An 18,440-nucleotide genomic window follows, 5' to 3' on the forward strand; every position below is an offset into this window, starting at 1 on the left:
AGCAACTCCGGTTGAAGAGCATTTAAACGAATGTGCCTTTTACGCCTCGTCGAATTCGGTTTCACATTTGCATTTTACGGTTACAGAGCATCACGAAAATCTGTTCAAAGCCATTATTGACAAGGTTAAAGAGAAAGTCGAAAGCAAGTCGAATACCAAAGTACACATTACCTATTCTTATCAAGATCAAAGCACTGATACTATTGCAGTGGATATGAATAACCAACCTTTTCGCAATGAAAACAACGAGTTAGTTTTTCGTCCCGGTGGTCATGGTGCATTGATTAATAATCTAAACGAACTCGATGCAGATGTTATTTTCATCAAAAACATCGATAATGTAATTCAAAATCATATCAACGAAATTACGCTTTACAAAAAAGGGTTGGCCGGAATTTTATTGGAATTGCAAGAAAAAACATTCCAAATCTTGACGGCAATCGACCAAAATAACCTCAGTGCTGAAGACATACCTGTTGTCATCGATTTCATGCAACAGCAGCTCAATATTGATGTGTTAAAGGATTTCCAAAAATATACTTTGGAGCATAAAATTGATTTTATCAAAAACAAATTAAACCGACCGATACGCGTTTGCGGTATGGTAAAAAATGAAGGCGAACCCGGTGGCGGACCGTTTTGGGTGAGAAGTTCCAAAGGAAATGTTTCCCTCCAAATTGTAGAGAGCTCTCAAGTTGAAACCAATAATTTAGAGCAAGCGACTGTTTTAGCCAAAGCGACCCATTTCAATCCTGTTGACTTAGTTTGTGCCACTAAAAATTACCAAGGGCAAAAGTTCAATTTAACCCAATTTGTTGACCACAGCACAGGTTTTATAGTGCATAAAAACAATAAAGGGAAAGAACTCAAAGGCTACGAGTTACCCGGACTTTGGAACGGAGCTATGGCCAAATGGATTACGGTTTTTGTAGAAGTGCCGTTAGTGACATTTAATCCGGTAAAAACGGTAAACGACTTACTCAAACCGGCTCATCAACCGCAATATGAAAACTGAAATAATGTTAACCGAACTGCAGTTTAAAGCAGTTCGAAGCTCAGGTGCAGGCGGGCAAAATGTCAACAAAGTTTCTTCAAAAGTTATGCTCTCTTTTGATGTCAACAATTCTCACGCGTTAACCGATGAGGAAAAGGACTTGCTGACTTCTAAACTAGCGTCCAAACTAACTTCGGAACAGATACTTATCCTTAGTTGCGACGAAGACCGAAGCCAACTCAAGAACAAAACTATAGTTACCAAACGGTTTTTGGAACTTATTAAATCTTCTTTAATAGTTCCGAAAAAAAGAAAACCCACCAAGATTCCGCGCTCCGTTATCGAAAAACGAATCAAAACCAAACGCAATCTTTCGGAAATCAAACAAAACAGAAGAAAGCCGAAATTCTAAAATTCATAATTTGTAATTCATAATTTGTAATTATCTTTGCTCCGTCTCAAAGGGGTGCTCTAAATAACGAGCTGAGATCATACCCAACGAACTTAGAACAGGTAATGCTGTTTAAGGATTTGACGAAAAACTAAAGTGCACGTTAGTCGTACGTCAGGAGTATCAATTGAATATTAACCAAGAATAATTGCCCCTTTTATTCGTAAAAATTTACGAATGAAAACTTTATTCACCACAAAGAGTACGAAGTACAAAGTACGAAGTACAAAGGCAGTATTAATCACTGCATTATGTTGTTTGCCTTCTTTGGTCATTTCTCAGCAAACGGCTAAAGACACCACCAAAGTCAATGCACTCGACGAAGTTACAGTCTCCGCGGTACGAGCCAAAGGCAAAAATCCGGTCACGTTTACCAATCTTTCCAAAAAGGAAATCGCTCCCAGAAACCTCGGACAAGACATCCCGATTTTACTCAATTACCTGCCGTCGGTAGTTACTACCACCGATGCCGGCAATGGTGTTGGCTACACTTATATGCGGGTTCGCGGTGCCGATGGTTCCAGAATCAACGTTACCCTTAATGGGATTCCGTTTAACGACAGTGAAAGTCAGGGTACCTTTTTTGTCAATTTACCCGATTTTGCCTCTTCTTTGGAAAGCGTGCAGTTGCAACGCGGTGTCGGATTGTCTACCAACGGAGCAGGCGCTTTTGGAGCCAGTTTGAACATGCAAACCAAATCCTATCAGGAAAAGGCGTATGCCGAGATTGCCAATTCCGGTGGAAGTTTCGGAACACGCAAACACACTTTAGCGTTTGGAACCGGTTTGCACAACAACTTTGAACTCAACGCGCGGCTCTCCAATATTGCTTCTGATGGTTTTATTGACAGGGCTTCGTCTAATTTGTTCGGTTATTTTTTTAATGCCAATTATGTCACCGAAACGACTTTAATTAAAGCGATGGCATTCGGCGGAAAAGAAAAAACCTATCAGGCTTGGTACGGTATAGAAGATCCTGAGCAATTGGCCAACGACCGAACCTTTAATCCGGCAGGAATGTATTTTGATGAAAATGGAAATAGGCAATTCTACGATGATGAAACCGACAACTATGCTCAAAATCACTTCCAGTTGCATTGGTCGGAAAAATGGTCGGAAAAATGGATTTCCAACACGGCCTTGCATTATACTATCGGGAAAGGCTATTTTGAACAATACCGTGAAGACGAAACTTTAGCCGATTACAACTTGCCCAATTTTCAAGGCAATACCGTATCCGATTTGGTGCGAAAAAGATGGTTGGACAATGATTTCTTCGGGGCTGTTTTTTCATTAAACTACAAAACGCCTAAAACTGATGTAATGTTCGGCGGTGCAGCCAATCGCTATTTGGGAGATCATTTCGGGGAAGTGGTTTGGACGCAATATTACACCCCAAATGCCAATCGCTACTACAACAATATCGGAAATAAAGACGACGTTAATGTGTATGCCAAAGCATCGCAACAATTCGGTAAGTTCAATGTTTTTGCTGATTTGCAATACCGCATGGTGTTTTACGAAGCGACCAGTTTTCGTTTTAACGAGGTGAACGATACGTTCCGATTTTTCAATCCGAAATTAGGGTTGAATTTCGATTTTAATGAGAAAAATTCCTTTTACGGTTATTTCGGAGTAGCGAATAAAGAACCGCGTCGCGACGATTACGAAAACGGCAGTACCCAACCCGAGCGCTTGTTCGACTACGAATTGGGTTGGAAATACCAATCGAAAAAAGTAAATGTTTCGGCGAATGCCTTTTATATGAATTACCAAAATCAATTGGTGTTAACCGGTGCCTTAAACGACGTGGGTTCACCAATTTTCACGAATAGCGGGAAAAGCTATCGTGTAGGATTAGAAGTAGAATCGGTTATCGCTTTAACCGACAAATGGATCGTTAATCCGAATATGACTTTCAGTCAAAACAAAAATCGCGATTTTGTATTCCGAAGAGATGGCGTTTTGCAAAATTTAGGCAATACCAATATCGCTTTTTCCCCTGATTGGGTAATTGGCAATAGAATTACCTATTTGCCGGTTAAAGATTTTCAGATTTCACTACTTTCTAAATTCGTAAGCGACCAGTACATGGGCAACATCGATTCTGAGCAATCTAAACTCGACGCTTATTTTGTAAACGATTTGAATGTTTCTTATGAATGGAAAATCAACAAAGCAGTGAAGTCAATCGTATTTTCGGCTTTAGTCAATAACTTGTTTAATTTAGAGTACGAATCCAACGGGTATTTTTACACCTTTGATGACGATTGGAGCACACCCGGAAGTGTTACTACTATAGAAGGTGCAGGGTTTTATCCACAAGCGGGAATCAATTTCCTCGCAGGAGCAACCCTAAAATTATAAAACAAAAAGCCGAACATTTCGTTCGGCTTTTTTTAATTGGTTATGATTAATGTATTTCCGTTGATGCTTACCCGATAAGGTTTCATTGGATATTGTTGTCCTGATCCAATACCGGTATACAAACTGTAAAAACTGTCATCACAATTGCATTCGGCATTGGTATTCCCGGGCGAAACAGTCATTGGTTCAGTACAAATAGTAAAAGCCTGATTCGGACAGGCCAAATCAAAAGCATTGTACCCACTTCCGGTATTGAAAACGACTATACCTCTTGCACCTTGGCTGTAATCAAGTACTCGATTGCCGGGGAATTGTAAGTTGGTATAACCCGGTAAATTCATATTGATTTGTAAATTAACCTGATAATTCGGGATGTTAGGATTGTTATAATTCACTGAGCCACTGTCACAACTCAATATTAAGCCAATTAAAAACAACAGGAGTATCTTTTTCATATAAATTTTAGGTTTACTATAGCGAAACAAATTTAATTTAATTAACTTTGACAAACGTTATCCAACGTAAACAAATTTGAAATAAGTATCAAAATACTATCTTTGCAAAAAGAAATCCCGTTCCGATGGGATTTTTTCTATTTATATAAATGATGAAATTATGAGTACAGTATCGTATTACACCGCTGAAGGATTAAAAAAATTAAAAGACGAATTAGACCAACTTAAAAGTATAGAAAGACCGAAAGCTTCTCAAGCCATTGCCGAAGCCAGAGATAAAGGTGATTTATCTGAAAATGCAGAATATGACGCCGCCAAGGAAGCACAAGGCCTTTTGGAAATGCGCATAGCCAAAATGGAAGAACTTTATGCCAATGCTCGTTTAATCGATGAATCGCAATTGGATTTGTCAAAAGCCTTGGTTTTATCGAAAGTAAAAATTAAAAACCAAGCCAACGGCATGGAAATGAAGTACACTTTAGTAGCCGAAAGCGAAGCTGATTTGAAGTCGGGTAAAATATCTGTAACTTCTCCGATCGGTAAAGGTTTATTGGGAAAAAAAGTGGGTGAGGTTGCCGAAATCAGTGTGCCAAACGGAAAACTGAACTTCGAAATTTTAGAAATCAGCAGAGATTAAAATGAGTTCTATCTTCACTAAAATCGTTAACGGAGAAATTCCGGCCTACAAAATTGCCGAAGACGAACAATTTTTGGCTTTTTTAGATGTTAATCCTAATGCCAAAGGACACACGCTATGCATTCCGAAACAAGAAATCAATAAGATTTTTGACATGGAAGAAGACCATTATTTGGGCTTAATGCAGTTTGCCCGAAAAGTAGCCAAAGCCATTGAAAAAGCCGTTCCTTGTAAACGAATCGGTGTAGCTGTGGTTGGTTTAGAAGTGCCGCACGTTCACGTTCATCTGATTCCGTTACACGATATGGATGATATGCGATTTCAACGAAAAGAAACCTTAACCAAAGAAGAGTTTGAAGCTTTAGCAAATCAAATTCAACAACATTTGTAAGCAATTTTTAGGATAATATTACAACCCTGCAATTCAAATTTGGCAGGGTTTTTTATAGGTTTTTGCTATGAAGAATTCACTATTAATCATTTTGCTTTTTGGGATCCAATTGGGTTTGGGTCAAACGCCGAATGTTTATTCGGAAATTGATGCCAAAATGAACCAAATTCCAATCGATTTAACCGGAAGTACAGTTGGTATTGCTCGGTATATCGATACTAATTTCAAAACACCTTCGGATCGAATCAGAGCACTTTATTATTGGACAGCTTCTAACATCATTTACGATGTTCCGAATATGTTTGAACCCAACCAACTAGATTCTCCGGAAGAGAAGGCAGACAAGGCATTAAGAACTCGAAAAGGGGTTTGTATTCATTACGCGGAAGTTTTTAAAGCAGTAGCCAACTTACTCGATATTCCTACTGTAATAATTTCCGGGTATACCAAACAGGCCGGAAAAGTGGCGCCGATTTCTCATGCTTGGTGTGCCGCTAAAATTGAAGGGAAATGGTATCTCTTTGATCCAACATGGGGTGCGGGCTATATTGAAAAACAGCAGTTTGTCAAAAAGTTGAACAATGCATATTTCAAAGTGTCGCCACAAACGATGATTAAAACCCATATGCCGTTTGATTATTTGTGGCAGTTTTTGAATTCCCCATGGAATAATGAGGAGTTTTATGAAGGAAAAGAACAATCGAATAAACCCAAAATGAACTTTGATTTTGTAACCGAAATCGAACGTTATGAAAAGTTATCCGAAAATGAAAAGGCCTTTGAAGAAGCAGCAAGAGTGGAAGAAAGCGGTTTTAAAAATCCTTTAATTGTGGAGTATCACAAACTGTTGAAAGGTAATTTTACAGCACTGACAGCCAACAAAAACATCAATCGATTAAACGAATTGGTTAACAAGTACAACGAAGCCATCGGTTATTTTAACGACTATGTGATTTACCGACAACGACAGTTTAAACCGGCTATCCCTGATGAGGAATTAAAGGCCATGTTACAATCCGTAAAAGATAAATTTGTGTATTGTAATGATGAGGTTTACAAGATTGGCTCAGTTGGGAGTCAAAACAGTACAATGTTTTCAGAATTGAAAAGAAATATCAGTAACAATCTGAAAGAAGTTGGAAAGCACGAGAAGTTTTTAAACGAGTATTTGAACAAAACCAAAATAGGAAGAAAGTTGATGTTGTCCGGCAGAGGATAAATCTATCCAGTTGTTTTTCTAAACGAAACCAGCATCGTTGTTCCTTTCCCTACTTCGGAGTGCAACACCCTGATTTTTCCCTTGTGGTATTCTTCTACAATTCGTTTGGTTAGTGATAAACCCAATCCCCAACCTCTTTTTTTGGTGGTAAAACCCGGTTCAAATATACTTTTAAATTGGTTTTTGGGAATGCCTTTTCCGGTATCAGATACCATAATTTTTACCATTTGGTCATCGTTTTCTATCACGACCGAAAGTTTACCACGTCCTTTCATGGCGTCGATGGCGTTTTTGACCAAATTCTCAATCGTCCAACTGTGAAGAGCCGGATTCAATGAGACTACAATAGGTTTTTTTGGGGCTTTAAAACTAAATTCAACCTGACTCGAGAATCTCGATTTCAGGTAGTCGAAAGTTTGCTCGGTTTCGGCTATAATGTTGCGCTCTTCCAGTATTGGTTCGGAACCGATTTTAGAAAAACGATCAGTGATAGTTTGCAAACGGGTGATGTCTTTTTCAATTTCAGTCACCATAACCGGATCTATGTTATTGGCTTTCATAATTTCGAGCCAACCGATTAACGAAGATAAAGGCGTGCCGATTTGATGTGCTGTTTCTTTAGCCATTCCAGCCCAAAGCTTGTTTTGCGTGGCCATTTTGGTGCTGCGGTAAAAGTTGTACACCACAGCGGCAAAGAGAAAAATAATGAGCAATAAAGCAATTGGATAGTACTTGAGCTTGTTTAGCAACGATGAATTGCCGTAGTACAATTTCCAAAATTTACCCGGATTGTATTCGATCACAATAGGATTGTTTTCTTTTTTGAGTTTTTCGAGATAGTCTTTGAGTTTGACTTTATCACCGGCAATATCTTCTTCAATATTAACGTGATTGATGATCTGATTTTCTTCGGTCAAGATGAGCGGAATGGTTTTGTTATTGCTCATGATTAAACTGGGCAGTTCGATGTCGCCGGTTTCAGGGTCGGCATTGTTGAAGGCTTTTAAACTTTGTGCCCAAAGCTCCATTTTGATGCGCTCTTCATTTTTAAAGATTTGGAAGAAGGTGTAAGTATTCCACAGAATTAAGGTCACGATGATAAAAGACGTCACGATAATTATCCAACGGGTGATGTTTCTTCTTTCGGAAAACTGCATGCTAAATTTTTTATAAATATAGGCAAAAGCGCCAAAAGTGCAAGACGATTTTGGTTTAGCCCTGATTGCCGTGGAAATCCTTTTGGATTATCCTGAAGCGAAGCGGAAGGAAAATACAATAAGATTGCAACAGAAAGCAGGAATATGGACCGCAAGAATGCCCTCTCGTCCCAAAAGACGAGATCGCTCCTCAAATCAATTAAAATTGTATTTTTGGGAAAAATAAACATTATGCTCAGTTTTGAACCTCATACACTTTCTCCCGCTCAGTTACAGGGCTATTTGCAAAGTGCTGTGGCGCCTCGACCAATCGCTTTTGCCAGCACGGTTGATGCCAACGGGAAACCTAATTTATCGCCATTCAGTTTTTTTAATGTGTTTAGTTCGAATCCGCCAATTTTGGTTTTTTCGCCGGCGCGTCGGGTGAGAAATAATACGACCAAACACACCTTAGAGAATTGTGAAGCCACTAAGGAAGTAGTGATTAACGTGGTGAATTACGACATAGTGCAACAAATGTCATTGTCGAGTACGGAATATCCCGATGGCGTGAACGAGTTTATCAAATCGGGTTTGACGATGCTGCCTTCGGATATGGTGAAACCTTATCGGGTGGCCGAAAGTCCGGTGCAAATGGAGTGTAAAGTCAACGAAATTATCGCTTTAGGTAATCAAGGCGGTGCCGGGAATTTAATTATTTGTGAAGTGGTGAAGATCCACATCAACGAAAGTGTTTTAGACGATAAAGGCGCAATAGATCAAAGTAAAATTGACTTGGTTTCGAGACTGGGCGGCAATTGGTATTCGCGATCCAATCAAGGGTTGTTTGAAGTCGAGAAACCCTTGGTAACCCTGGGAATAGGCGTGGATGCGATACCCGATTTTATTAAAAAAAGCCCTGTTTTTAACGGGAATGATTTGGGGAAATTAGGAAATGTTGAAGCCTTGCCAACAGAAGAAGAAATTACTATATTTGTACAACAGAATTTTGCCGTTAAAGGCGTTTTAAGTTCAGACGACGAACAAAAAATCCACCAAAAAGCAAAAGAATATTTGAATAATAATGAAGTACTCTCCGCCTGGAAAGTGCTTTTAGCAAAACAATAATTATGGAAGTTACCGGAAAAATTAGAGTGATTAATCCTGAGCAACAAGTGAGTGCCAGTTTTAGAAAAAGAGAATTAGTTGTGGCTACAGAAGAGCAATATCCGCAATTTATCAGTATCAATTTTGTGCAAGATAAGTGCGATTTGTTGAACAACTATAATGTAGGAGAAGCGGTAAAAGTTTCCATCAACTTAAGAGGAAGAGAATGGGTAAATCCGCAAGGAGAAACCAAATATTTCAACGATATTCAAGGTTGGAGAATTGAAAAAATGCAAGCTGAAGCTCCCGCTGCATCCGGAATGGCACCAATGCCACCGGCGGAAGCGTTTGCACCGGCTACGAACTTCAACGAAGAAGAGCACGACGATTTACCATTCTAGAAAATAGAGCAAAGAGTAAAGAACAAAGACCATTCTAACAGTTTAAATGTGCGAATGGTTTTTTCGTTTTTACTTTTTCATGGCTTTTGCTTCTTTTCTCTATTTTTCTAAAGTTATGCATTTCCTTACCAAAGATTTATACTTTCCGCCGGTCGAAGAAGCTTCGTATGAAGGTATTTTGGCCGTAGGCGGCGATTTGTCGACGGAGCGATTATTATTGGCGTATCGCAATGGCATTTTTCCTTGGTTTAATGAAGACGAGCCAATACTTTGGTGGTCACCACCTGATCGTATGGTTGTGGTGCCTCAGTTGTACAAAGTCTCAAAAAGCATTCGGAATTTATTGAATCGAAAACAGTTTAAAGTTACCTTTAACCAAGATTTTGCGACGGTGATAAGGCATTGCCAACAGATAAAGCGCAAAGGGCAAGAAGGCACTTGGATCACTGAAGATATTATTGAATCCTATATCAAATTGCATGCAATGGGTTTTGCCCAATCGGTGGAAGTTTGGCAAAATGATGAGTTGGTTGGTGGCTTGTATGGCGTGGATTTAGGCCATGTATTTTGCGGCGAAAGCATGTTTTCTAAAGTGTCGAATGCGAGTAAGATTGCCTTTGTGACTTTAGTACAATACTTGAAAGAACAAAACTATAAATTACTCGATTGCCAAATACACAATGATTATTTAGAGCAATTGGGCGCATTCGAGATTTCGCGTGATACTTTTATTAAAGTTTTGAAGACTGCCAACTGACCACTATTTCCTCTTCCAGCATTCGGCTACGTGATCATTCACCATTCCTGTGGCTTGCATGTGAGCGTAAACGGTGGTGGAACCAATAAACTTAAAACCTCTTTTCTTTAAATCTTTACTAATAGTATCCGAAAGTGGCGAGGTTGCAGGAACATCAGCCAGAGTTTTAGGTTGGTTGTCGATGGGTTTTCCGTTAGTGAAATTCCAAATGTAGTTGGAGAAACTGCCAAACTCTTCCTGTACTTTCATAAAAGCAATCGCATTGGATATTGTGCCTTGAATTTTAAGACGATTGCGAATGATACCGGCATCTTTCATTAATTTTTCAACTTCGTAGTCATCAAAGACCGCTACAATCCTGTAATCAAAATCGGCGAAGGCTTTTTTGAAGTTATCCCTTTTCTTTAAAATCGTGTACCAACTCAAACCGGCTTGGAAAGTTTCCAAAACCAAGAACTCGAATAATTTATCATCTTCGTAAATTGGATTTCCCCATTCGTTGTCGTGGTAATCGCGGTATAAATCGTCTTTTTCGCACCAAGCGCAGCGTGTTTTAGTTTCCATCTTTGGCGAGGTATTTTTGGATTAAGTAATGGCCTAAATAGATAAAAGGAGTCATGCCTACCGCAATAATCAATTTAACGGTATAACCGGTTAAACCCGAAATAATATAGGTTTTGGTGTCCATAATACCCGGAAGCCAAAAGGCAATTCCTAACACGATAAAACTATCGAAAAATTGAGAGATAATAGTGGAACCTGTGCTTCGGAGCCAAATCATTTTGTTGCCGGTTCTTCTTTTGACGAAATGGAAAATCGTAACGTCAATTAATTGCGAGGCTAAGAAAGCGATGATACTGCCTACAATAATTAACTGGCTTTGCCCAAAAACCGCATTGAACTGTTCCGAAGAAACCGAACTGATTCCCGTAGCCGGAATTTTCATGGCGAAATACAATATAAAAAAGGTGTAAGCGATTAATCCGGCGGTGATGAAGGATAATTTTCTAACGCCTTTTTCTCCGAAATATTCATTGATTAAGTCGGTGGTCACAAATACGATTGGCCAGGGTAAAATACCGATGCTCATTACGGCTGATCCTACATCGATTAGTTTGCCACCTATGAGTTCGGCTACTATAGCATTGGTGATGAATATGCCGGCGAGTATGACATAGACGGTGTCTTTTTTGGATTGGAACATGAGTTTTGATTTACATACCTATGAACCAAATGTACAGTTTTTTGATAAAAAAAACCCCGATTCCTGAAGAACCGAGGTTTTAATATGGTGAATTAATAATTTTAATTCTAAGATTATCCCAAAGTTACTCTTTTGAAACCTGTAATTTCAACGTTGAAACCTTTAACATAATCACCTACTTTTTTACTGTCATCTTTGATGAAGTTTTGATCCAATAAAGCTTTTTCTTGGTCTAAAGTAGTATTGTCAGAGATGAAACGTTGCACTTTTCCAGGAACAATTTTATCCCAAATTTGCTCCGGTTTGCCTTCTGCTTTTAATTCCGCTTTGGCATCTTCTTCCGCTTGTTTTAAAACTTCTGGAGTTAATTGAGAGAAAGAGATGTATTTAGGAACATTTTTCAAAGTTTTTCCTAAACGTTTTGCTTCTTCATTTTCTTTTTCGATTACAGCAATACGCGCAGCCAATTCAGAAGCAACGAAAGCAGGATCAAAATCTTTGTAAGATAAGGTGTCAGCACCCATAGAAGCTACTTGCATAGAGATGTCTTTGGTTAAAACGTCAGCGTTAGCAATTGGTGCAGAAATAGCAGTTAAGGCTGCAATTTTGTTTACGTGAACATAAGAGCCAACGAAAGCGCCTTCTAAAATTTCAAAACCACCGATTTCGATTTTTTCACCGATCACACCGGTTTGCTCGATTAATTTTTCGGCAACTGTAATTCCGTTGAAATCAGAAGCTAAGAAATCTTCTTTAGAGGAGAAGTTAATCGCTCTTTCCACTAAATCTTTTGCTAAAGCTACGAAAGCCTCATTTTTACCCACGAAATCTGTTTCGCAGTTTAAAGTGATGATTGCTCCTTTAGTGTTGTCGGCATTAATAAAAGAAACAGCAGCTCCTTCAGAAGACTCACGGTCAGAACGGTTAGCAGCCACTTTTTGTCCTTTTTCTCTAAGGATTTGTATAGCTTTATCGAAATCTCCTTCCGCTTCAACTAGAGCTTTTTTACAGTCCATCATTCCGGCACCTGTAGTTTGTCTTAATTTATTTACGTCTGCAGCAGTAATTGTGATTGTTGACATAATATTTTTAATTTAAAAGTTTTTTAAAAGTAAATTACGAATTACGAATTTCAAATTACGAGTCAAAATAATCCGTAATTCTTAATTCCTAATTCGTAATTATTTTTTGTTTTATTCTTCAGTTTTAGTTTCTGTAGCTTCTACTTCAGGAGCTGCTTCAACAGCCGGTGCTTCAGCAACAGCTACTTCTACAGTTTCTTCAGCGTCAGTTTCAGGAGCAGCGTCAGCAGTTCTGTTGGCTAATCCGTCTTTTACAGCGTCAGTTACTAAAGATAAAATTTTATCAATTGATTTTGAAGCATCATCATTGGCCGGGATAACGTAATCTACTTCACGTGGATCAGAGTTAGTATCAACCATGGCGAAAACTGGAATGTTTAATTTTTGTGCTTCTTTTATTGCGATATGTTCAGCTTTGATATCTACTACGAACAAGGCAGCAGGTAATCTAGACATGTCAGCGATAGAACCTAAGTTCTTCTCTAACTTAGCACGTAAACGATCAACTTGTAATCTTTCTTTTTTAGACAAAGTCATGAAAGTACCGTCTTTTTTCATTTTATCAATAGAAGCCATTTTTTTAACGGCTTTACGGATAGTAACGAAATTGGTTAACATACCACCTGGCCATCTTTCAGTGATGTAAGGCATGTTGCAAGCTAGTGCTTTTTCAGATACGATATCTTTTGCTTGTTTTTTGGTAGCTACGAAAAGTATTTTTCTACCGGAAGCAGCGATTTTTTTCAAAGCTTCGTTAGCTTCTTCAATTTTTGCTGCAGTTTTATATAGGTTAATGATGTGAATACCATTACGCTCCATATAAATGTAAGGAGCCATGTTTGGATCCCATTTACGAGTCATGTGTCCAAAGTGAACACCGGCTTCTAGTAATTCTTTAACTTCAATTTTGTTTGCCATTGTGTAATAGTTTACGTTCCGTTGGTTAGCAATTTTCAAGTAGCTCTTTCGACGGTCTTGAAAATTTAGATGCTAAACTAATTCCTTTTTCAACAAAAAGAATATCGGCAACTTGTTTTTTAATTTCAATACTAAATGAACGAATAAAAGTTCTAATCGATTAACGTTTAGAGAACTGGAATCTCTTACGTGCTTTTTTCTGACCGAATTTTTTACGCTCAACCATTCTTGGATCTCTTGTTAGTAATCCTTCAGGTTTTAGGATAGCTCTGTTTTCAGCTTCTACTTCGCACATAGCGCGAGCAATTGCCATTCTAACAGCTTCAGCTTGTCCTGTTGAACCACCACCATATACATTTACTTTTACGTCAAAGTTGTCAGCGTTGTTTGTCATAGACATTGGCTGTAATACTTTGTACTGTAAAGTAGCTGTTGGGAAGTAGTTGTTGAATTCTCTTTTGTTAACGGTAATTTTTCCTGTTCCTTCTGAAACATACACACGTGCCACAGCACATTTTCTTCTACCGATTTTGTGAATAACTCCCATTACTTTAAGTCGTTAAGGTTTACGGTTTTCGGTTGTTGAGCAGCGTGTTTGTGCTCTGGACCAACATTTACATTTAAATTGCGGAATAATTCTGCTCCTAATTTGTTTTTAGGTAACATTCCTTTTACAGCTTTTTCCACCAATAATGCAGGGTTTTTTTGTTGCATTACTTTAGCAGTCAAGCTTCTTTGTCCTCCTGGATAACCTGTGTGTCTGATGTACGTTTTGTCATCTAACTTGTTACCAGTCAAGTTGATTTTTTCGGCGTTGATAACAATTACGTTATCTCCACAATCAACGTGCGGCGTATAACTTGGTTTGTATTTACCTCTCAAAAGCATCGCTACTTTTGAAGCTAAACGACCTAAGTTATGACCTTCAGCATCTACAACAATCCATTGCTTGTCGGCATTGGCCTTGTTTACTGAAACTGTCTTGTAGCTTAATGTGTTCACAATAATTTATTTTAATTAAACATTCCATCCCCAATAAAGGGGTTGCAAAAGTACAATTAAATATGATAAAAGCAAACACCCTTTTTTAAATATTTTGCTAATCTACTGCTTTTTACCTAAAAACATAGAGTTGAATGGACTTAACGACTGATGGTTTGAGCTTGAACTACTCTCAAACAGTTGAAATTTTGTATTCTTTTCAAGGAAGTTTCATCACTCAGTTGAGGGTTGCTGCCTAAATTTTACTATTTTTACACTTTAACCAGATAAAAATGAAGTCGAAAGCCACCTTAAAACAAATTGCCAAAGAATTAGGCGTTTCTGTTTCTACCGTTTCTAAAGCACTTAACGGAAGTCCTGAAATCAGTGAGCCTACTAAACAACGTGTTCAGGAATATGCCAAGTTAAAAAATTACAAGCCCAATGTGATTGGTTTAAATCTTAAAAACCGTCGTACTAAAACCATTGGTGTAATTATTCCCAATATTTTGAATTCTTTTTTTGCCAAAGTCTTTAGCGGTATTGAAAAAGTGGCTGACGAAAAAGGATACAAAGTGATTACTTGTATTTCTAATGAATCCTTGGAGAAAGAAATCAATGCGCTCGAAATGTTGAGCAACGGTACCATCGACGGTTTTATTCTTTCCATAGCGGAGGAATCACAAAAATTGCAACAATTTGGTCATTTTACGTCCATTATAAATGAAGGAACACCAATTGTAATGTTTGACCGTATAGTTGATGAAGTGAATTGCGACAAAGTAATTGTAGACGATTTTGAATCGGCGGTGAATGCTACAGAACATTTAATTAAAACCGGCTGTAAAAAAATCGCCTTGCTATCTGCTATTGACAATTTAAGCGTTGGGAAACTCAGAGCCAAAGGCTTCTATAAAGCCATGGAAAATAATGGCATGAAGGTCGATGAAAATATGGTTATCTTGACTAATAATAACGAGGAGTTCAATGCTAAAATTGGAGGCTTTTTTATCAAAAACAAACCCGATGGTGTTTTTGCTTTAGACGAACATGCCTCGGTTACTGCTATGAAACTCGGAATCCAAAACGGATATAAAATACCTCAAGATTTATCGATTATTGGTTTTGCCGATGGTGTTTGGTCGCGCCGAATGACACCGAGTTTGTCAACAGTCAGTCAGCACGGACCGGAAATTGGAGAAGTGGCTGCCCAATTATTAATTGACAAGTTAGAGAGCGAAGACGAAACCTATACTTATACTACTACCACTATTAAAACCGAGTTGCGCCAAAGAGATTCTACCAAGAAAGTTTAACAATTTTGATAGGTTTTGAAGAAGATTTCCGTAAATATTTTTTTGAAGTCGGCATGACTGAATTTTTTTTGTGATGCTAACTTCGTTTTAAGTCCATGCTCAAAACCTACGGCTAACCATGGTTTGATAAAATCAGTTTCTTTGCAGATAATGTGAATTGGCGTTTTGTAACTGTTTTTGGGATCCGTTATTAAGGGCGGTTGATGATCACCAAATACTATATAAATAGTGTCTGAAGAATTGTCATTCTTGATAAAATTTTCGAGATTATTAAGTTGATACGCTATGGCTTCGAAATAATTTTCCACCGGTTTTTCGGATAAATTTTCTAAGGGTTTATACTCATGTCGGTTTGCCGTTTGACAATCCGTCCATTGGGGAAGGACTCTTGTAGGAGAATCAAAATTGTAATGTGAATTGATGGTTTCCACAAAAAAGGCAAAAGGGTTATTCTTGCTTTTGGTTTTCATCAAATCCCTTGCTTTGTTGAGTAAAAATTGGTCGGGTGCCGATGGGCCAAAGTTGAACGTCTCGCCTTTGTATTCTAAATCACTGTATTTGATGGTATTCTTAGTTCCCAAGAACGACATGATTTTTTCCCATTCAATCGACAGGGTTTCGAAGCCGCCGATTCCTGCCACGAGATAAGTGTCGTAGTTTAATTTGTTTAAAATATCCAGAACAGATTGGGTTTTATGCTCTTTTTGATGATTGAGTAAGAACCGATAGATAAAGTCGTTTTTAATTTTTACCCCTTTTAGGAAAGAGCTGTAAGAAACCCATGAAGTTCCACCGGTTACAGTAGTTTCCGAGAGAATGCTGGCCGATTTACAATTTTCATTTTGCAGTTTTCTTTCCCAATTTTCCAATAGAGTTTGATATCGCTCACGGTAGACCTCATTTTCATTTAAGATGGCGCCATAAGATTCAATAGCAATAAAGCAAAGGTTAGGTTTTGATTTTAAAGACAAATCGTTAGGAATTTTTACCACACTTTGGGCTATCAGTTCCGGAATTTGCGCCAAATCTTCCTTAGTTTTTCGGGTAAAGAAAAGATTGGAAAGCAACAAACTCAAACTCCATTGTATAGTGGCAAAGTGATGAATTTCAAATCTTTCTTCCTTTGTAAATTGCAACGGATTGACTTTCTTATAACACCAATAAGCAATACCGATAAAAGTTATTACAGAACAGTAGAACAGAAGAATATTAGCAGCAAAGAGCATTTCTACTAAATAACAATTAGCCCAAAACACCAATCCACTCAAACCTAAAAACAAAAGAAAGCCAGTGAAAAGCGCTGTTTTGTATCCACTGAAACCAATTTGTATGCCTTGCCGTATTAATGCTATATCCGATTTAAAACTCGGATATGATTTGTAAATCCCATAAATGCTATGGTGGTAAAGAAAGAAAATCAAAGTTAACCAATAAAATACCGCTAAAATTACCTTAGCATAAACCATCGGAATTTCATTTTGTAACATCGATAAAACCACTACAAGAAGAGCATATTCCCAATTGAGCCGAAAAACATCTTCATTGAAACGGGTAAAAAAAGGCTGTATTCTGAAACGCCCTTTAGGAAAAAATTCTTTTAACGGAAAAAAAGCAGCAGTTTTGCTATTGAAAGCATAGCGTGGTGCAAACAATAAAAAGCTAAGCAACAAAAAAACTACTAGTCCGATCATGCGCTTAATTTAAGATTCAAATCCAGCCCAAGCATTTGGGTTTTCTTTAATAGAAACGCCAATCTTTCCTTTAAAAAAGGAAGCTGTTTTTGAAGTTACCTCGTCAAAAATAAACTTGGCTATAAATTCTGTTGTGGTTAAGTGTCCTTCAAATATTGTCAGGTCGTCTAAATTTTGATAGTCTAACGGTTTTAATACGTCTTTTACTATTTGATGCGCCAAGCCAATATCTATAACTACATTGTGTTCGTCAACAGCCTCCGATTTAAAAGTAACATCCACTACATAAGTAGCGCCGTGTACCTTTTGAGCAGGTCCGAAGAACGGATGCTTGAGTGAATGGGCAATCATGATACTTTCTCTAATTTTTACAAAATACATAAGGTGTGTTGTTAATATTTTACAATTGTAATAAAATCGTTATTAGGCTTGTCTTTTCTGATTTCCTCAAAGAAGCTCGGCAGTTCGGCAAAAGGAATAATTCGAGTAATGAATTTGGTATAATCTATTTCTAACATCAGCTTCTCTGCCAATTGTTTTCGAGACCGATAGGTTTGCTCTTCACGATAAGCCATCGGGATTTCAGCCACTTGAACGCTGATGATTTGTAAGCGCTTGTAGTGAAAATGAGCACCGAGTTTTAGTGACACAGCTTGATTTCCGTACCAACTGAGTTCCATTATTTTTCCTTCGGCAACGGTGTGTTCAATACAATATTGTAATCCGTCAGCATGCGCCGAAACGTTAAAGCAAATAGTGTATTCTTTTTGACCGTTGCAGGATTCAAATCCCCAGTTTTGCAAAGCTGCTTTTTTTGTCGGATTGGTTTCCAAAACACAAACTTTGGCTCCGACATACTCTTTGAGTGTTTGGGCTAAAAGAATACCAATACTGCCCAACCCACAAACTAAAACCGAATCTTCAGCAGTTACTTTAGACATCCATAACGCATTAATCACTGTTTCTAAATTTGAAAGTTGTGTGGCAACCATCGGATTGACTGTTTCTGAAAAAAAATAGGCATCAGCTGCCGAAATCGAAAAACAATCTTGATGCGGATGCATCGCATGAAGCCATTCGTTTTCTTTGGTTTTACCAACTATTGAGTAACCGTATTTTACCGGAAAAGCAAAATTTCCTGATTGATAAGGGACTCTCATAATTTGATGCATTTCGGTGGGAACTTTTCCGGTGGCGACCAATTTTTCGGTACCTAAACTGATAGCAGAATAAGCGCTTACAACTTCCAAACAGTACGGCGCAAGTCTAAAGGTTTCTGACAGAATTTCGGACTGTCTTTCATCGGTATGCCAGAGGGACTTTGCTTCCATAA

Annotated in this window: 21 protein-coding genes and 1 riboswitch; of the genes, 10 read left to right on the top strand and 11 right to left on the bottom strand. The window is 38.1% G+C overall.

All coding sequences use genetic code 11. The features are described 5' to 3' along the window. The 3 genes from ACIQ32_RS01150 to ACIQ32_RS01160 all read left to right on the top strand — a co-directional run. Positions 1–1,015 (top strand): DUF4301 family protein (locus tag ACIQ32_RS01150; RefSeq protein ID WP_396193814.1); only part of this gene is annotated, 1,015 nt, incomplete at its 5' end. After that, positions 1,005–1,406, top strand: a complete 402-nt coding sequence (gene arfB, locus ACIQ32_RS01155; RefSeq protein ID WP_396193815.1) for an alternative ribosome rescue aminoacyl-tRNA hydrolase ArfB — start codon at positions 1,005–1,007, stop codon at positions 1,404–1,406. The genes ACIQ32_RS01150 and arfB, both read left to right, overlap by 11 nt. A gap of 41 nt (positions 1,407–1,447) precedes the next feature. Next, positions 1,448–1,541, top strand: a riboswitch (TPP riboswitch). A gap of 81 nt (positions 1,542–1,622) precedes the next feature. Further along, the gene (locus ACIQ32_RS01160) at positions 1,623–3,812 is read left to right on the top strand and encodes a TonB-dependent receptor (protein ID WP_396193816.1); all 2,190 of its coding nucleotides are present in this window, start codon (positions 1,623–1,625) and stop codon (positions 3,810–3,812) included. 32 nt (positions 3,813–3,844) lie between these two features. Here ACIQ32_RS01160 and ACIQ32_RS01165 read toward each other — a convergent pair whose 3' ends face one another. Then, complete coding sequence (locus tag ACIQ32_RS01165; protein WP_396193817.1) at positions 3,845–4,267, bottom strand: hypothetical protein; 423 nt, start codon at positions 4,265–4,267, stop codon at positions 3,845–3,847. 160 nt (positions 4,268–4,427) lie between these two features. Between ACIQ32_RS01165 and greA the strand changes: the two genes are divergently transcribed. The 3 genes from greA to ACIQ32_RS01180 all read left to right on the top strand — a co-directional run bounded on the left by greA (position 4,428) and on the right by ACIQ32_RS01180 (position 6,514). After that, the gene (greA, locus tag ACIQ32_RS01170; RefSeq protein WP_396193818.1) at positions 4,428–4,904 is read left to right on the top strand and encodes a transcription elongation factor GreA; all 477 of its coding nucleotides are present in this window, start codon (positions 4,428–4,430) and stop codon (positions 4,902–4,904) included. Position 4,905: 1 nt separating this feature from the next. Beyond that, positions 4,906–5,295 carry an HIT family protein gene (locus ACIQ32_RS01175; RefSeq protein ID WP_396193819.1) on the top strand — a complete coding sequence of 130 codons (390 nt, stop codon included), beginning with the start codon at positions 4,906–4,908 and terminating at the stop codon, positions 5,293–5,295. A 67-nt stretch (positions 5,296–5,362) separates the two neighbouring features. Then, positions 5,363–6,514: a transglutaminase domain-containing protein gene (locus tag ACIQ32_RS01180; RefSeq protein ID WP_396193820.1), complete on the top strand. Its 1,152-nt coding sequence runs from the start codon at positions 5,363–5,365 to the stop codon at positions 6,512–6,514. A gap of 2 nt (positions 6,515–6,516) precedes the next feature. Here ACIQ32_RS01180 and ACIQ32_RS01185 read toward each other — a convergent pair whose 3' ends face one another. Next, on the bottom strand, positions 6,517–7,671 hold the full coding sequence (locus ACIQ32_RS01185) for a sensor histidine kinase (RefSeq protein ID WP_396193821.1): 1,155 nt from the start codon (positions 7,669–7,671) through the stop codon (positions 6,517–6,519). A gap of 231 nt (positions 7,672–7,902) precedes the next feature. Here ACIQ32_RS01185 and ACIQ32_RS01190 point away from each other — a divergent pair, with 231 nt between their 5' ends. From ACIQ32_RS01190 to aat, 3 genes are all read left to right on the top strand, one after another. After that, positions 7,903–8,778 carry a flavin reductase family protein gene (locus ACIQ32_RS01190; RefSeq protein WP_396193822.1) on the top strand — a complete coding sequence of 292 codons (876 nt, stop codon included), beginning with the start codon at positions 7,903–7,905 and terminating at the stop codon, positions 8,776–8,778. A gap of 2 nt (positions 8,779–8,780) precedes the next feature. After that, complete coding sequence (locus ACIQ32_RS01195; RefSeq protein WP_396193823.1) at positions 8,781–9,158, top strand: DUF3127 domain-containing protein; 378 nt, start codon at positions 8,781–8,783, stop codon at positions 9,156–9,158. Positions 9,159–9,273: 115 nt separating this feature from the next. Next, positions 9,274–9,915, top strand: coding sequence for a leucyl/phenylalanyl-tRNA--protein transferase (gene aat / locus ACIQ32_RS01200; protein WP_396193873.1), 642 nt, complete (start codon positions 9,274–9,276; stop codon positions 9,913–9,915). A 3-nt stretch (positions 9,916–9,918) separates the two neighbouring features. On the opposite strand, the gene ACIQ32_RS01205 is transcribed toward aat, so the two are convergent. From ACIQ32_RS01205 to rplM, 6 genes are all read right to left on the bottom strand, one after another. Beyond that, positions 9,919–10,479, bottom strand: coding sequence for a DNA-3-methyladenine glycosylase I (locus ACIQ32_RS01205; RefSeq protein WP_396193824.1), 561 nt, complete (start codon positions 10,477–10,479; stop codon positions 9,919–9,921). Beyond that, positions 10,469–11,119 carry a queuosine precursor transporter gene (locus ACIQ32_RS01210; protein WP_396193825.1) on the bottom strand — a complete coding sequence of 217 codons (651 nt, stop codon included), beginning with the start codon at positions 11,117–11,119 and terminating at the stop codon, positions 10,469–10,471. The genes ACIQ32_RS01205 and ACIQ32_RS01210 overlap by 11 nt, the downstream gene beginning before the upstream one ends. 113 nt (positions 11,120–11,232) lie before the next feature. Further along, positions 11,233–12,201 (bottom strand): translation elongation factor Ts, encoded by a 969-nt coding sequence (gene tsf / locus ACIQ32_RS01215; RefSeq protein WP_396193826.1) that lies wholly within the window; start codon positions 12,199–12,201, stop codon positions 11,233–11,235. A gap of 111 nt (positions 12,202–12,312) precedes the next feature. Next, entirely contained in the window at positions 12,313–13,119 is an 807-nt protein-coding gene (gene rpsB / locus ACIQ32_RS01220; protein WP_396193827.1) for a 30S ribosomal protein S2, read from the bottom strand. Between the two features lie 160 nt (positions 13,120–13,279). Further along, positions 13,280–13,666 carry a 30S ribosomal protein S9 gene (gene rpsI / locus ACIQ32_RS01225; protein WP_176306470.1) on the bottom strand — a complete coding sequence of 129 codons (387 nt, stop codon included), beginning with the start codon at positions 13,664–13,666 and terminating at the stop codon, positions 13,280–13,282. After that, positions 13,666–14,121 (bottom strand): 50S ribosomal protein L13, encoded by a 456-nt coding sequence (gene rplM, locus ACIQ32_RS01230; RefSeq protein ID WP_290875465.1) that lies wholly within the window; start codon positions 14,119–14,121, stop codon positions 13,666–13,668. Before rplM ends, rpsI begins: the two co-directional genes overlap by 1 nt. Positions 14,122–14,393: 272 nt before the next feature. Here rplM and ACIQ32_RS01235 point away from each other — a divergent pair, with 272 nt between their 5' ends. Beyond that, a complete protein-coding gene (locus ACIQ32_RS01235; RefSeq protein ID WP_396193828.1) occupies positions 14,394–15,416 on the top strand; it encodes a LacI family DNA-binding transcriptional regulator in 1,023 nt (340 codons plus the stop codon). Here the strand turns inward: ACIQ32_RS01235 and ACIQ32_RS01240 are convergent. The 3 genes from ACIQ32_RS01240 to ACIQ32_RS01250 are packed head-to-tail and all read right to left on the bottom strand — an operon-like array spanning position 15,413 to position 18,438. Next, entirely contained in the window at positions 15,413–17,107 is a 1,695-nt protein-coding gene (locus tag ACIQ32_RS01240; RefSeq protein WP_396193829.1) for a sulfatase-like hydrolase/transferase, read from the bottom strand. The genes ACIQ32_RS01235 and ACIQ32_RS01240 overlap by 4 nt on opposite strands. A gap of 9 nt (positions 17,108–17,116) precedes the next feature. Continuing rightward, a complete protein-coding gene (locus ACIQ32_RS01245; RefSeq protein WP_396193830.1) occupies positions 17,117–17,488 on the bottom strand; it encodes a 6-pyruvoyl trahydropterin synthase family protein in 372 nt (123 codons plus the stop codon). A gap of 11 nt (positions 17,489–17,499) precedes the next feature. Further along, the gene (locus ACIQ32_RS01250; RefSeq protein WP_396193831.1) at positions 17,500–18,438 is read right to left on the bottom strand and encodes a hypothetical protein; all 939 of its coding nucleotides are present in this window, start codon (positions 18,436–18,438) and stop codon (positions 17,500–17,502) included. Positions 18,439–18,440: the final 2 nt, after the last annotated feature.

The sequence above is a fragment of the Flavobacterium sp. genome, assembly GCF_044373165.1.
Classification (GTDB): Bacteria; Bacteroidota; Bacteroidia; order Flavobacteriales; family Flavobacteriaceae; genus Flavobacterium.

What these genes read in the sequence shown, in the direction of transcription:
- arfB (WP_396193815.1), top strand. Translation starts at nt 1,005, where the DNA reads ATGAAAACTGAAATAATGTTAACCGAACTGCAGTTTAAAGCAGTTCGA.
- ACIQ32_RS01160 (WP_396193816.1), top strand. Translation starts at nt 1,623, where the DNA reads ATGAAAACTTTATTCACCACAAAGAGTACGAAGTACAAAGTACGAAGT.
- ACIQ32_RS01165 (WP_396193817.1), bottom strand. Translation starts at nt 4,267, where the DNA reads ATGAAAAAGATACTCCTGTTGTTTTTAATTGGCTTAATATTGAGTTGT.
- greA (WP_396193818.1), top strand. Translation starts at nt 4,428, where the DNA reads ATGAGTACAGTATCGTATTACACCGCTGAAGGATTAAAAAAATTAAAA.
- ACIQ32_RS01175 (WP_396193819.1), top strand. Translation starts at nt 4,906, where the DNA reads ATGAGTTCTATCTTCACTAAAATCGTTAACGGAGAAATTCCGGCCTAC.
- ACIQ32_RS01180 (WP_396193820.1), top strand. Translation starts at nt 5,363, where the DNA reads ATGAAGAATTCACTATTAATCATTTTGCTTTTTGGGATCCAATTGGGT.
- ACIQ32_RS01185 (WP_396193821.1), bottom strand. Translation starts at nt 7,671, where the DNA reads ATGCAGTTTTCCGAAAGAAGAAACATCACCCGTTGGATAATTATCGTG.
- ACIQ32_RS01190 (WP_396193822.1), top strand. Translation starts at nt 7,903, where the DNA reads ATGCTCAGTTTTGAACCTCATACACTTTCTCCCGCTCAGTTACAGGGC.
- ACIQ32_RS01195 (WP_396193823.1), top strand. Translation starts at nt 8,781, where the DNA reads ATGGAAGTTACCGGAAAAATTAGAGTGATTAATCCTGAGCAACAAGTG.
- aat (WP_396193873.1), top strand. Translation starts at nt 9,274, where the DNA reads ATGCATTTCCTTACCAAAGATTTATACTTTCCGCCGGTCGAAGAAGCT.
- ACIQ32_RS01205 (WP_396193824.1), bottom strand. Translation starts at nt 10,479, where the DNA reads ATGGAAACTAAAACACGCTGCGCTTGGTGCGAAAAAGACGATTTATAC.
- ACIQ32_RS01210 (WP_396193825.1), bottom strand. Translation starts at nt 11,119, where the DNA reads ATGTTCCAATCCAAAAAAGACACCGTCTATGTCATACTCGCCGGCATA.
- tsf (WP_396193826.1), bottom strand. Translation starts at nt 12,201, where the DNA reads ATGTCAACAATCACAATTACTGCTGCAGACGTAAATAAATTAAGACAA.
- rpsB (WP_396193827.1), bottom strand. Translation starts at nt 13,119, where the DNA reads ATGGCAAACAAAATTGAAGTTAAAGAATTACTAGAAGCCGGTGTTCAC.
- rpsI (WP_176306470.1), bottom strand. Translation starts at nt 13,666, where the DNA reads ATGGGAGTTATTCACAAAATCGGTAGAAGAAAATGTGCTGTGGCACGT.
- ACIQ32_RS01235 (WP_396193828.1), top strand. Translation starts at nt 14,394, where the DNA reads ATGAAGTCGAAAGCCACCTTAAAACAAATTGCCAAAGAATTAGGCGTT.
- ACIQ32_RS01240 (WP_396193829.1), bottom strand. Translation starts at nt 17,107, where the DNA reads ATGATCGGACTAGTAGTTTTTTTGTTGCTTAGCTTTTTATTGTTTGCA.
- ACIQ32_RS01245 (WP_396193830.1), bottom strand. Translation starts at nt 17,488, where the DNA reads ATGTATTTTGTAAAAATTAGAGAAAGTATCATGATTGCCCATTCACTC.
- ACIQ32_RS01250 (WP_396193831.1), bottom strand. Translation starts at nt 18,438, where the DNA reads ATGGAAGCAAAGTCCCTCTGGCATACCGATGAAAGACAGTCCGAAATT.